The following is a 13,078-nucleotide window of genomic DNA, read 5'->3' on the forward strand; positions in this document are numbered from 1 at the left end:
CGGTGCTCAAGGCGACCCTGAGGAGTTTCCTCGCGCACAAGGGGCGGCTGGCGCTGTCCGCGCTGGCCGTGGTCCTGTCCGTGGCGTTCGTCGCGGGCAGTCTGATCTTCTCCGACACGGTGACCCGTACCTTCGACCGGCTGTTCGCCTCCACCGCCGCGGATGTGACGGTCCGGCCCAAGGAGGATCTGCGGTCGGCGCGGACGAGCGGCGTGACGCAGACCCTGCCGGCCGCCCTGCGGGACCGGGTGGCCCGGGTCGACGGGGTGGCGGCGGCCCGCGCGGAGGTGTCCGTGCAGAACGTGGTGGTGGTCGACCGCCGCAACCGGCCCGTCAGCCCGACCACCGGCGCCCCCACCATCGCCGCCGCCTGGTACGCGACCGACCGCAGCCCGGTACGGCTGACGTCGGGTCACGCCCCGCGCGGTGCGGGCGAGGTGCTGCTGGACGCGGACACGGCCGGCAGGCGGCACGTACGGATCGGTGACCCGCTGACCCTGCAGGCGCAGCCGGGCTCCCTCCGGGTCCGGGTCGTGGGCATCGCCACCTTCACCACGACCAACCCCGGCGCGGCCCTGGTCTACCTGGACCCGGCGGTGGCCGGCCGGGTACTGCTCGGCTCGTCCGCGCGGGCGACCGGCATCGCGGTGGACGCGGCGCGGGGTGTGTCCGACACGGAACTGGGGCGCCGCGTCGGCGCGGCGCTCGGCACCCGGTCGTACGAGGTCAAGACCGCCGCCGAGCAGGCCAGGTCGGCCACGGCGACACTCGGCACGTTCCTCGACGTCGTCAAGTACGTGATGCTGGGCTTCGCCGGCATCGCGCTGCTGGTCGGCGTGTTCCTGATCGTCAACACGTTCTCCATGCTGATCGCCCAGCGCACCCGGGAGCTCGGGCTGCTGCGGGCGCTCGGCGCGGACCGGCGGCAGGTACGGCGCTCGGTGCTCACCGAGGCGCTGCTGCTGGGCCTGGTCGGCTCGACGCTGGGACTGGCCGCCGGCACCGGGCTGGCGTTCGGGCTGATCCGGCTGATGAGCGCCTTCGGGATGAACCTGAGGGCCGCGGAGATGGTGATCGGCTGGGCGACACCGGTCGCGGCCTACGTCGTCGGCCTCGGTGTCACCTTCGTGGCGGCCTATCTGCCCGCGCGGCGCGCCGCGGCCGTCTCCCCGATGGCCGCGCTCGCCGACGCCGAGGTGGCCGGTGCGGGCAAGCCGCTGAGGGCGCGGGCGATCGCCGGCGCGGTGGTGGGGGCGGCCGGGGCGGCGGCGCTGGCCGGGTGCGCGACGGCGTCGCGCATCGCGCAGGCCGCCGCGCTGCTGGGTGCCGGTGTCGTCCTGACGCTGATCGCGACCGTGGTGGCCGGACCGCTGCTGGTCCGGCCGGTGATCCGGGTGCTGGGCGCGGCCTTCCCCGCGTTGTTCGGCCCGGTCGGCCGGATGAGCCAGCGCAACGCGTTGCGCAATCCGCGCCGCACGGGCGCCACGGCCGCCGCGCTGATGGTGGGTCTGGCCCTGGTCGGCGGGATGTCGGTGGCCAGCGCCTCGCTGTCCGCGTCGTTCGACCGGCAGATCGACCGGACGCTGGGTGCCGACTTCGTCGTCCAGAGCGCGGGCTTCACGCCGTTCACCCGGCAGGTCGCGGACCGGGTGGCCGCGACCCCCGGGGTCGGGCTCGTCGTACCGCAGCGGCTCACGGCCGTCGCCGTACGGATGCCGGACGGCCGGCGGGTGACGACGGTCGCGGCCGGGTACGGCCCCCGGCTCGACGACGTCGCCCACCTCGACTACGCGCGGGGCGGCTCGGCGGCCGCCCTGGCGGACGGGCACCTCGCGCTGGACGCCGACTACGCCCGGGAGCACGGCGTGCGGGTGGGCGGTGTGCTGCCGGTGGAGTTCCCGGGCGGGCGCCGGGCGGAGCTGACCGTCGGGGCGCTGACCGACCAGCAGCAGGCGGAGGGCTTCGGCGCGCAGGGCGGGCTCTTCTTCGGCCTGGCGACGCTGGAGACCTACCTGCCGGACGGGCAGGACGCCGCGCTCTACGTCAACGCGGCCCCCGGCACGGACCCCGCGGACCTGCGGCCCCGCCTGGAGCGGGCGCTCACGCCGTTCCCGCAGGTCCAGGTGCGCGACCAGGCCGACTACAAGGACCTGGTCCACGACCAGATCGCGGTGCTGCTCTACCTGGTGTACGCGCTGCTCGGGCTGTCGATCGTGATCGCCGTGCTCGGCGTGGTCAACACCCTCGCCCTGTCGGTGGTGGAGCGGACCAGGGAGATCGGGCTGCTGCGGGCGATCGGGCTGGGGCGGCGGCAGTTGCGCCGGATGATCCGGCTGGAGTCGGTGGTGATCGCGGTGTTCGGGGCGGTCCTGGGACTGGGGCTGGGGCTGGTGTGGGGCGTGTGCATGCAGCGGGTGCTGGCCCTGCGCGGGCTGACGGCGCTCGCGGTCCCCTGGGGCACGCTCGTCGCGGTGGTGATCGGCGCGGCGGTGGTGGGCGTGGTCGCGGCCCTGCTGCCGGCGCTGCGGGCGTCGCGGATGAACGTGCTGGAGGCGATCGCCCACGAGTGATCGTGCCGGCCCGGACGTGATGGAATCGGAGCGGACCAAGTCGTCTCGTATCGGGGAGAGTTCATGCCGCGTCCGTTCCGCTTCGGAGTCAATCTGCTCACGCCGGCGCCCGCCGACGAGTGGCGCGCCAAGTGCCGTCGCGCCGAGGAACTGGGATACGACGTGATCCTCGTCCCGGACCACCTCGGCATGGTGGCGCCGTTCCCGGCGCTGGTCGCGGCGGCGGAGGCGACCCGTCGTCCGCGGCTCGGCACGTTCGTGCTGAACACGGGCTTCTGGAACCCGGCGCTGCTGGCCCGCGAGGTCGCGACCACGGACGCGCTGACCGGCGGCCGGCTCGAACTGGGCCTGGGCACCGGGTACGTGCAGGCGGAGCACGAGGCGGCCGGGCTGCCCTTCGGCTCGCCGCGCGAGCGGGTGGACCACCTGGAGCGCACCCTGGCGGAGCTGGAACGACTGCTCGGTTCCGGGGAACACCTGCCCCGGCCCGCCCAGTCCCGGGTGCCGGTGCTGGTCGGCGCCAACGGCGACCGGATGCTGCGGCTGACCGCCGCGCACGCGGACATCGCGGCCTTCACCGGCGCCCGCCCGGGCAGGACGCCGGGCACGCTGGAGCCGCTGCGCGCCGAGGAGCTGGACGAGCGGGTGGCCCGTTACCGCGCGCTGGCGGCGGACCGGGCGGAGCCCGCCGAGCTGAACCTGCTGATCCAGCTGGTCGCCGTCACCGACGACCCGGAGCCGGTGCTGAAGCCGCTGCTGGACAGTCTGCCCGGGATGACCGTGGACGAGGCGCTGGCCCTGCCCATCGTGCTGGCCGGCCCGCTGGACGACGTCGTGGCGAAGGCGCGGGCGCAGCGCGAGCGGTTCGGGTTCTCGTACCTGACCGTGCTGGAGCCGTCGATGGAGGCGTTCGCACCGGTGCTGGCCCGGCTGCGCGAGGAGGAGTCCGCCTGAGGGGTCCCGGCGCCTCCGGGGTGCCCCGGGAGGGGCTTCGCGCGGGGGCCCGCTCCGGGTTCCTCGGCGGACGCCCGGAGGGATGCGGCCGGCGAAAAGCACGTGCACGGCCGGCCGTTCGCGATCATGATGCTCACATGACCGAGCCGCGCATACGTGCCGCCGTCTCCGACGACGTCGACGCCGTCCTCGCCTTCTGGAGGACGGCCGCGGAGGGCACCAGCATCAGCGACGACCGCGCCGGTGTGGAGCGGCTGGTCGGCCGGGACCCCGGGGCGCTGGTCCTGGCGGAGCTGGACGGCGAGCTGGTGGGCACGGTGATCGCCGGGTTCGACGGCTGGCGGTGCCATCTGTACCGGCTCGCGGTGCACCCGGAGCGGCGTCGGCAGGGCATCGGCTCGGCGCTGCTGGCCGCCGCCGAGGAGCGCTTCGTTCGGCTCGGGGGGCGGCGCGCGGACGCGATGGTGCTGGTCCGCAACGAGACCGCGCACCACGCCTGGGCCGCGGCCGGATACGGGCCGCAGGAGCACTGGCGGCGCTGGGTGAAACCGCTCACGGACTGAGACCCGAACGCGTTTTTGCCCATCCTTTACCATGGAGGGAGCACTCGGCCCTCTATGAAAGGTAGTGAGCGTCCGCCCATGGGCGAGCCTCCCCCTCCGCGACACCGCGCGTTCTTCCCTGCCCTGTCCGATCATGGGACGGGGGTGACCCGATGACCGAAGTGCTCCTCCTTCTGCTGGCGATCCTGCTCTCGCTGGCCTGCGGCGCGTTCGTGGCGGCGGAGTTCTCGCTGACCACGGTGGACCGCGGCGAGCTGGAGCGGGCCGCCGCGCGCGGCGAGCGCGGTGCCGCCGGCGCCCTGAAGGCCGTCCGGAACCTGACGTTCCAGCTCTCCGGCGCCCAGCTCGGCATCACCGTCACCAACCTGGTCGTCGGCATGCTCGCCGAACCGTCGATCGCCGAACTGCTCGCCGGGCCGTTCCAGGCGATGGGCCTGTCCCGGGGGACGGCGAGCACGACCGCGCTGGTGCTGGGCACGGCCCTGTCGACGGTGGTCCTGATGGTCGTCGGCGAGCTGGTGCCCAAGAACTGGGCGATCTCCTCGCCACTGGCCGTGGCCAGGCGGGTGGGCAGCGCCCAGCGCTTGTTCAGCGCCCTCTTCCGACCCTTCATCACCCACCTGAACAACACCGCCAACCGGTGCGTGCGCCGGATCGGCATCGAGCCCGCCGAGGAGCTGGCCTCCGCGCGCGGACCGCAGGAGCTGGCCGCCCTCGCCCGGCACTCCGCCAAGGAGGGCGCCCTGGAGCCGGACACGGCCGAGCTGTTCGTGCGGACGCTGAACCTGGCCGACCTCACGGCCGAGAACGTGATGACCCCGCGCGTCCAGGTCGTCGCCCTGGACACCCAGGCGACCTGCGAGGACGTCGCCAACGCCACCCGGGCCACCGGCCTGAGCCGGTTCCCGGTCTACCGGGGCACCCTGGACGCCGTCGTCGGCACCGCCCACATCAAGGACGTGCTGGCCGTCCCCGCGGACCAGCGGCGCCACCGCACGGTCGCGCAGGTGATGCGCGAACCGCTGCTGGTGCCCGAGTCGCTCACCGTCGACCGGCTGCTGGACCGGCTCGGCGGCCGGCGCACCATGGCCGTCGTCATCGACGAGTACGGCGGCACGGCGGGCGTGGCCACCCTGGAGGACATCGTGGAGGAGGTCGTCGGCGAGGTGCGGGACGAGCACGACCCGCACGAGACGCCCGACCTCGCCCCCGCCGGCGCGGACGAGCGGGGCCGCGCCCTGTACGCGGCGGACGGCGCCGCCCGCACCGACCAGCTGGCCCGCGTGGGCCTGCGGGTTCCCGAGGGGCCGTACGAGACGCTGGCCGGCCTGGTCGCCACCGAGCTGGGCCGGATACCCGCCGTGGGCGACGGTGTGGACGTGGCCGGCTGGCGGCTCGACGTGGTCGACGCCTCCGGCCGCCGGGCCGCGCGGGTGCTGCTGCACGCACCGCTGGACGACGAGCGCGCCGAGGAAGCCGACGGAACCGACGGGAGCCGCGGGACAGGCAGGAGTGGGAGGACCGCCGGGACCGACGGGACCGACGGGTCTCGCCGGACCCGTGGGACGCGGGAGGGGACGCGATGACCGTCGTACAGCTGCTGATCGGTCTGGCGACCCTCGTCGTCAACGCCTTCTTCGTCGGCGCCGAGTTCGCCCTGATCTCCGTGCGCCGCTCGCAGATCGAGCCGCTCGCCCAGGAGGGCGACCGGCGGGCGCGGAGCGTGCTGTGGGGGCTGGAGCACGTCTCGGCCCTGCTCGCCGCCGCCCAGCTGGGCATCACGCTGTGCACACTGGTGCTGGGCGTGGTCGCCGAACCGGCGATCGCGCATCTGCTGGAGCCGGTGTTCCACGCGCTGGGCGTGCCCGTGAGCGCGGGTCACGCCGTGTCGTTCGTGATCGCGCTGACCCTCGCGACGTATCTGCACATGCTGCTCGGCGAGATGGTCCCCAAGAACATCGCACTCGCCGAACCGGTGCGCAGCGCGCTGCTGCTCGGCCCGCCGCTGGTCGCGCTGTCCCGGTCGCTGCGTCCGGTGATCTTCGCGATCAACGCCTTCGCGAACGGGCTGCTGAAGCTTCTGCGGGTGGAGGCGAAGGACGAGGTGTCGGCGACCTTCACCGACACCGAGCTGGCGGAGATCGTCAAGGACGCCAGCGAGGCGGGTCTGATCGACAACCGTGCGCAGGAACGCCTCCACGACGCACTGGAGCTGGGCAGCCGGCCGGTGCGGGACGTGGTGGTCCCGCTGGAGCGGGTCGTCTACGCCCGCGTGGGCGTCACCCCGGAACAGCTGGAGCGTCTGTCGGCCGAGTCGGGCTTCTCCCGTTTCCCCGTGGTCGACACCGGCCGCCGGATCGTGGGCTACCTGCACGTCAAGGACGCGCTGGACGCCTCCCCCCGGGACGTGCCCTTCCGGCTCCGGGACATGCGCCCCATCGCCCGCGTCCGCGAGGGCACCCCGCTGGACGACGTCCTCACCGCCATGCGCGGCAGCCGCACCCACCTCGCGGCCGTCCTCGGTGACGACGGCCGGCTGGCGGGCCTGGTGACGATGGAGGACGTACTGCGCCAGCTGTTCGGTCAGCCGGCGCAGGGGTGAGACCGGCGGGAGCGGAGGTCTGCGGGGCGCAGAACGCGCGGGCCTACCGACCGGCAGGTATTGGCCTCGGGATACCATCTGTGGCGCCATGCAGACGAACCCCGCATCTCCTGCGTACACCAGCCTGGTCGCGGTCGGCGACTCGTTCACCGAGGGCATGTCGGACCTGCTGCCCGACGGCTCCTACCGGGGCTGGGCCGATGTGCTCGCCGGACGGATGGCCGCGCGGACACCCGGCTTCCGGTACGCCAACCTCGCCGTGCGCGGGAAGCTGATCGGGCAGATCGTCGACGAGCAGGTGGAGGTGGCGGCGGCGATGAACGCCGACGTCGTCACCCTGGTCGGCGGGCTCAACGACACCCTGCGCCCCAAGTGCGACATGGGCCGGGTCCGCGACCTGCTCACCGAGGCCGTGGAACGGCTGGCGCCCTCCTGCAGGCAGCTGGTGCTGATGCGCAGCCCCGGCCGCCAGGGCCCGGTGCTGGAACGGTTCCGGCCGCGCATGGAGGAGCTGTTCGCCTGCGTGGACGAGCTGGCCGCCAAGCACGGCGCCGTCGTGGCCGACCTCTACGGGGCGCCCGCGCTGGCCGACCCGCGGCTGTGGGACGTGGACCGGCTGCACCTGACGGCGGAGGGCCACCGCCGGGTCGCCGAGGCGGTGTGGCAGGCGCTCGGCTACGACCCGGAGGACACCGCGTGGCATGTGCCGATGCCGGCGACGGCCCCGCCGGGCTGGCTGACGCGGCGGACCGCCGACGTACGGTTCGCCCGGCAGCACCTGCTCCCCTGGATAGGCCGCCGCCTGACCGGCCGGTCCTCCGGCGACGGCCGCCCGCCGAAGCGCCCGGAGCTGCTCGCGTACGAGGACCTGGCGTAGTCCTCCCCCGCCCCCTCGCCGTCACGTCGGCTGCCAGGGCCGCCGCCGACGTGACGGGGGTCTCGTAGCTTCGTCCGACCGCACCCGTGGCGTTGGCCTGCAGGAACCGCCAGTAGAATCTGGACACGTGACTTCTGCGCCCGCCAAGCCCCGCATCCCGAACGTCCTCGCCGGACGCTACGCCTCCGCCGAGCTCGCCACGCTCTGGTCCCCCGAGCAGAAGGTGAAACTGGAGCGGCAGCTCTGGCTCGCCGTGCTGCGGGCCCAGAAGGACCTCGGCATCGAGGTGCCGGACGAGGCGCTCGCCGACTACGAGCGTGTCCTCGACACCGTCGACCTCGCCTCGATCGCCGAGCGCGAGAAGGTCACCCGGCACGACGTGAAGGCGCGGATCGAGGAGTTCAACGACCTCGCCGGGCACGAGCACGTGCACAAGGGCATGACCTCCCGCGACCTCACGGAGAACGTCGAGCAGCTGCAGATCCGGCTGTCGCTGGAGCTGGTGCGCGACCGCACGGTGGCCGTGCTGGCCCGCCTCGGCAAGCTCGCGGGCGAGTACGCCGAGCTGGTCATGGCCGGCCGCTCGCACAACGTGGCCGCGCAGGCCACCACCCTGGGCAAGCGGTTCGCGACCGCCGCCGACGAGCTGCTCGTCGCCCACGGCCGCGTCGAGGAACTGCTCGGCCGCTACCCGCTGCGCGGAATCAAGGGCCCGGTCGGCACCGCCCAGGACATGCTGGACCTGCTCGGCGGCGACGCCTCGAAGCTGGCCGAGCTGGAGCACCGGATCGCCGGCCACCTCGGCTTCTCGCAGGCCTTCACCTCCGTCGGCCAGGTCTACCCGCGCTCGCTGGACTACGAGGTCGTCACCGCGCTGGTGCAGCTCGCCGCGGCACCCTCCTCGCTCGCCAAGACGATCCGGCTGATGGCCGGGCACGAGCTGGTCACCGAGGGCTTCAAGCCGGGCCAGGTCGGCTCCTCGGCGATGCCGCACAAGATGAACACCCGCTCCTGCGAGCGCGTCAACGGCCTCATGGTCATCCTGCGCGGCTACGCCTCGATGACCGGCGAGCTGGCCGGCGACCAGTGGAACGAGGGCGACGTGTCCTGCTCGGTGGTGCGCCGGGTGGCACTGCCGGACGCCTTCTTCGCGCTGGACGGCCTGCTGGAGACCTTCCTGACCGTCCTCGACGAGTTCGGCGCCTTCCCGGCCGTCGTCGCCCGCGAGCTGGACCGCTACCTGCCGTTCCTGGCCACCACCAAGGTCCTCATGGGTGCCGTGCGGGCCGGGGTCGGCCGCGAGGTGGCGCACGAGGCGATCAAGGAGAACGCCGTGGCGACCGCGCTCGCGATGCGTGAGCAGGGGGCCGAGCGCAACGACCTGCTCGACAAGCTCGCCGCCGACGAGCGCCTGCCGCTCGACCGGGAGCGGCTGGCCGCGCTGATGGCCGACAAGCTCTCCTTCACCGGTGCCGCCGCCGACCAGGTCGGCGTGGTCGTCGGCCGGATCGAGGAGATCGTCAAGCAGCACCCGGAGGCCGCCGGCTACACCCCCGGAGCGATCCTCTGACCCGCCTGACCAAGGCCGATCTGGAGGCCGCCCGCGACCGCCTCGTACCGGACGTGGTCGCGGACGGTCTCCACGTGCTGTTCTGCGGCATCAACCCCGGTCTGATGACGGCCGCGACCGGCCACCACTTCGCCCGTCCCGGCAACCGGTTCTGGCCGGTGCTGCACCTGTCCGGCTTCACGCCCCGGCTGCTGAAGCCGGCCGAGCAGCGGGAGCTGCTCTCCTACGGGCTCGGCATCACCAACGTGGTGGCGCGGGCCACCGCGCGGGCGGACGAGCTGACCGCCGAGGAGTACGCCGAGGGCGGGCGGCTGCTGACCGAGAAGGTGACGCGGCTGCGGCCGAGGTGGCTGGCCGTGGTCGGGGTGACCGCGTACCGGGCCGCCTTCGGTGACCGCACGGCCCGGGTCGGGCCGCAGGAGCGGACCATCGGGGAGGCCCGGGTGTGGGTGCTGCCCAATCCCAGCGGGCTGAACGCGCACTGGACGGCGGCGACGATGGCGCAGGAGTTCGCCCGGCTGCGGGAGGCGGCGGACCTGCCCGGTCACGGCGGGTCGGTCTCCGTCACTATCCCGAGCAGCTGAAACGGCAGTTCCCTGTCCCACTGGGAGACACCGAGAGCGACCCAGCGGTCCGCCTCCGGCACCCGCCACAGGTGGACGTCCGGGACGTGACCGCTGAGCCCGGCCCAGGGCTCCACGAGGTCCTCGCCCTCCATGCCGCGGTCGAGCACGCTGTACAGGCTGAACCGCTGCGGACTGCCCCACCGCTCCCCCAGCCGCTCGGCGAGGCCGTCCCGGTCGGCCTCGACCTGTGCCTCCGTCTCGTCCCGTGCGCTGCCGTCGTCGTCCCAGAAGTCCTCGCTCGTCGCCAAAGCGGCTATGTGATAGCCGGGCCCGCTCTCGCCGTGCTCCGTCCTGCCGTACGCCGCCGGGAACTCCCGGGCGCACAGCAGGTCGATGAGGGCCAGGCACTTCGCGATGTCCATGGGACCCAGTAAAGCGGGGGGCACTGACAATTGGCGGTCCGTCAGGCGCCGCCCGCCGTCAGGCGTCCCCGCGCCGGACCCTCCACCCGCCTACCGCCAGGGCCGCCGCCGCCCACAGGGCGGTCACCGCGAGCCCGCTCCAGGGGCCGAGGGCACCGTCCCAGCCGCTGTGCAGGGCCACTTGGCCCGCCCGGTCCGGGAGGAAGTCGGCGGCGCGGCCGGACAGGTCGCCCACCACGAAGGACACGATCAGCAGGAACGGGATCAGCACCGCGAGGGTCGCGACCCCGCTGCGCAGCACGGCCGCGAGTCCGGCGGCGAACAGGGCCATCAGCGTCAGGTGCAGCCCGCAGCCGACCGCGCCGCGCACGCCCTCGCCCCAGCCGGGTGCGGAGGTGCCGAGGGCCGCCCTGCCCACCAGGAGCGTGACGAACCCGGTGAGCAGCCCGACGGCCAGCGCCGGCAGGGCGATCGCCGTCGCCTTCGCGGCGAACCAGCGCCCCCGGCCGGGCACCGCCGCCAGCGTCAGCCGCAGCGCGCCGCCCCGGAACTCCGACGAGACGGCCGTCGCACCGAAGGCGATCGCGGCGACCTGGCCGAAGCCGATGCCGAAGAACACGGAGAACAGCGGGTCGGTGCCGTCGGCGTCGGCCGAGGCGAGCGCCGCCGGCGGGGCGGTGACGACGAGGACCGCGGCGAGGGCGCCCAGCAGGGAGCGCAGCGAACGGATTTTGATCCACTCTGCGTGGAGCACCGGTGCGAAGGGCATGGTCAGGCCTCCTGGTGTGCGGTGAACTCGGCCTCGGCCGCGGTCAGATCGAGATAGGCCTCCTCCAGGGTGGCCTCCTCGGCGGCGAGTTCCAGGACGGGGACGCCCGCCCCGGACATCAGCCGGCCGAGGTCGTCCACGCGCGCGTGCCGTACGGTCCACGTCCCGTCCTCGGCGCGGGAGGCGTCGTGGCCGTGCCGGGCGAGGAGGTCGCCGAGGGCGGCGGGATCGGTGGTGCGGACGCGGACGCGGGGCTGTACGCGCGCCCGGATGAAGTCCTGGACGGGGGTGTCGGCCAGCAGGCGGCCCCGGCCGAGGATCAGCAGGTGGTCGGCGAAGGCGGCGATCTCGCCCATGAGGTGGCTGGAGACCAGGACCGTACGCCCCTCGGCGGCGAGCCGGCGCAGCAGGGCGCGGATCCAGACGATGCCCTCGGGGTCGAGGCCGTTGGCGGGTTCGTCGAGCAGCACGGCCTCCGGGTCGCCGAGCAGGGCGGCGGCGATGCCGAGCCGCTGGCGCATGCCGAGGGAGTACGTCCGAACCCGGCGCCGGGCCACGGCGGCGAGACCGGCCTCCTCCAGGGCGGTGTCGACCCGGCGGGCCGGTATGCGGTTGCTCGCGGCGAGGGCGAGGAGATGGTCGCGGGCGGTGCGGGAGCCGTGCGCGGCGCGGGCGTCGAGCAGGGCACCCACCCGGCGCAGGGGGTCGCGCAGGTCCGCGTAGGCCTGGCCGCCGACGGTGGCCGTGCCGGCGGTGGGCCGGTCGAGGCCGAGGACGAGGCGGAAGGTCGTGGACTTCCCGGCGCCGTTGGGGCCGAGGAAGCCGGTGACCCGGCCGGGGTGCACCCGGAAGGTGAGGCGGTCCACGGCCCGCCGGCCGCCGTGGTCCTTGGTGAGGTCCCGTACGTCGATGCTGGTCATGGCAACAGCCTGGCGGGGCGGGGCACATGGTTCCTCCCCCGCCGGCGGGGACCGTCTCCCCCGTGCGGGGGAGAACCGTTGTCGGTGCCGCCTGCGACGATGACGTCATGTCCCGCCTCCTGCGCCCGCTGCTGCGCGGCACGACGTACACGCGCCTGCTGCACCTGTGGATGCCGATGCTGATGGTCAGCGTCTGGCTCTTCGTCGACCCGTCGACCCCCTGGGTGCCCGCGCTGCTGCTCCTCCCGCTCGGCCTCGTGCCCGCGGTGCGGCGGGGTGAGGGGGTGCAGGCGCGGCTGCTGCTCACGCCGGGCGAGCCGGAGCCGGGCATCTCGCAGGCGCGGGCGGCCACCTGGCGGGACCGGCTGCGTACGGTGCTGTGGCTGGAGCTGCGCATGCTGCTCGGCGGCACGGCCGTGTTCGCCTCGGTGTGGCTGCCCGCCCTCTGCTTCGAACTGCTGCGGTGCGCCTGGGGCGGTGCGCCGGCCGGGGCCCCGCTGCTGGACCGGCTGCCGCCGCACCCCGCCTGGGCCCTGCTGGCGCCGCTGCCGCTGCTCGCCCTGTACGGCGTGGTCGTCGGGCTCGGCGAGCTGGTCACGGCCGCCGCGCGCCGGCTCCTCGGGCCGTCGGCGGCCGAGCGGCTGGCCGCGCTGGAGGAACGCACCGAGCACCTGCTGGAACGCACCCGGATGGCCCGGGAGTTGCACGACTCGATCGGGCACGCCCTGACGGTGGCGGTGGTGCAGGCGGGTGCCGCGCGCGCGGCGGGCGATCCGGAGTTCACCGACCGGGCGCTGGGTGCCATCGAGGAGACCGGCCGGGCCGCGCTGGAGGACCTGGAGCGGGTGCTGGGTGTGCTGCGGGAGGCGGAGCGGCCGGTGAGCGCGCGGCCGACGCTGGCCGACGCCGGCCGGCTGCTGGAGTCGGCGCGGGCCTCCGGCGCCAAGGTCGACGCCGAGGTGACGGGGCCGGTCGGGGCCGTGCCCGGCCCGGTGTCCCGCGAGGGCCACCGCATCCTCCAGGAGGCGCTCACCAATGTGCTGCGGCACGCGGGAGCGGTGCCCGTCCGGGTCCGGGTCGAGGTCACCGACGGGCTGCTCACCCTGGAGGTCCGCAACCCGCTGCCGGGGGCGATGCCCGGCCCCGGGCGGGGCAGCGGCCTGCGCGGCATACGGGAGCGGGCGGCGCTGCTCGGCGGCACCGCCCGGACCGGTCCGGACGAGGGCGACTGGCAGGTGCGCGCGGAGCTGCCGCTGCGCTGATCT

The 13,078-nt window shown here is 74.4% G+C and carries 12 protein-coding genes; 9 read left to right on the forward strand and 3 right to left on the reverse strand.

The features are described from left to right. Positions 1 to 2: 2 nt before the first annotated feature. From ACZ4VF_RS15925 to mug, 8 genes are all read left to right on the forward strand, one after another. Positions 3 to 2,570 carry an ABC transporter permease gene (locus tag ACZ4VF_RS15925; RefSeq protein ID WP_467926402.1) on the forward strand — a complete coding sequence of 856 codons (2,568 nt, stop codon included), beginning with the start codon at positions 3 to 5 and terminating at the stop codon, positions 2,568 to 2,570. Positions 2,571 to 2,633: 63 nt separating this feature from the next. Then, positions 2,634 to 3,524: an LLM class F420-dependent oxidoreductase gene (locus ACZ4VF_RS15930; protein ID WP_467926404.1), complete on the forward strand. Its 891-nt coding sequence runs from the start codon at positions 2,634 to 2,636 to the stop codon at positions 3,522 to 3,524. Between the two features lie 20 nt (positions 3,525 to 3,544). Continuing rightward, positions 3,545 to 4,087, forward strand: coding sequence for a GNAT family N-acetyltransferase (locus ACZ4VF_RS15935; RefSeq protein WP_467926405.1), 543 nt, complete (start codon positions 3,545 to 3,547; stop codon positions 4,085 to 4,087). A gap of 152 nt (positions 4,088 to 4,239) precedes the next feature. Next, positions 4,240 to 5,673: a hemolysin family protein gene (locus ACZ4VF_RS15940; RefSeq protein WP_467926406.1), complete on the forward strand. Its 1,434-nt coding sequence runs from the start codon at positions 4,240 to 4,242 to the stop codon at positions 5,671 to 5,673. Further along, positions 5,670 to 6,689, forward strand: a complete 1,020-nt coding sequence (locus tag ACZ4VF_RS15945) for a hemolysin family protein (protein WP_467926408.1) — start codon at positions 5,670 to 5,672, stop codon at positions 6,687 to 6,689. Before ACZ4VF_RS15940 ends, ACZ4VF_RS15945 begins: the two co-directional genes overlap by 4 nt. Positions 6,690 to 6,777: 88 nt before the next feature. Then, positions 6,778 to 7,566, forward strand: a complete 789-nt coding sequence (locus tag ACZ4VF_RS15950; protein ID WP_467926409.1) for an SGNH/GDSL hydrolase family protein — start codon at positions 6,778 to 6,780, stop codon at positions 7,564 to 7,566. Positions 7,567 to 7,693: 127 nt separating this feature from the next. Beyond that, on the forward strand, positions 7,694 to 9,136 hold the full coding sequence (gene purB / locus ACZ4VF_RS15955; protein WP_467926410.1) for an adenylosuccinate lyase: 1,443 nt from the start codon (positions 7,694 to 7,696) through the stop codon (positions 9,134 to 9,136). Positions 9,137 to 9,189: 53 nt separating this feature from the next. Next, complete coding sequence (gene mug, locus ACZ4VF_RS15960; RefSeq protein ID WP_467926412.1) at positions 9,190 to 9,720, forward strand: G/U mismatch-specific DNA glycosylase; 531 nt, start codon at positions 9,190 to 9,192, stop codon at positions 9,718 to 9,720. On the opposite strand, the gene ACZ4VF_RS15965 is transcribed toward mug, so the two are convergent. From ACZ4VF_RS15965 to ACZ4VF_RS15975, 3 genes are read right to left on the reverse strand one after another with little or no spacing between them, the layout of a single operon-like run. Further along, a complete protein-coding gene (locus tag ACZ4VF_RS15965) occupies positions 9,681 to 10,124 on the reverse strand; it encodes a hypothetical protein (protein ID WP_467926413.1) in 444 nt (147 codons plus the stop codon). The genes mug and ACZ4VF_RS15965 overlap by 40 nt on opposite strands. A gap of 58 nt (positions 10,125 to 10,182) precedes the next feature. Beyond that, positions 10,183 to 10,893, reverse strand: coding sequence for an ABC transporter permease (locus ACZ4VF_RS15970; RefSeq protein WP_467926414.1), 711 nt, complete (start codon positions 10,891 to 10,893; stop codon positions 10,183 to 10,185). Between the two features lie 2 nt (positions 10,894 to 10,895). Next, on the reverse strand, positions 10,896 to 11,813 hold the full coding sequence (locus ACZ4VF_RS15975; RefSeq protein ID WP_467926416.1) for an ATP-binding cassette domain-containing protein: 918 nt from the start codon (positions 11,811 to 11,813) through the stop codon (positions 10,896 to 10,898). Between the two features lie 107 nt (positions 11,814 to 11,920). On the opposite strand from ACZ4VF_RS15975, the gene ACZ4VF_RS15980 reads away from it, so the two are divergent. Beyond that, positions 11,921 to 13,075 carry a sensor histidine kinase gene (locus ACZ4VF_RS15980; RefSeq protein ID WP_467926417.1) on the forward strand — a complete coding sequence of 385 codons (1,155 nt, stop codon included), beginning with the start codon at positions 11,921 to 11,923 and terminating at the stop codon, positions 13,073 to 13,075. Positions 13,076 to 13,078 lie beyond the last annotated feature (3 nt).

It is taken from the genome of Streptomyces sp. NPDC029151 (genome assembly GCF_055564315.1).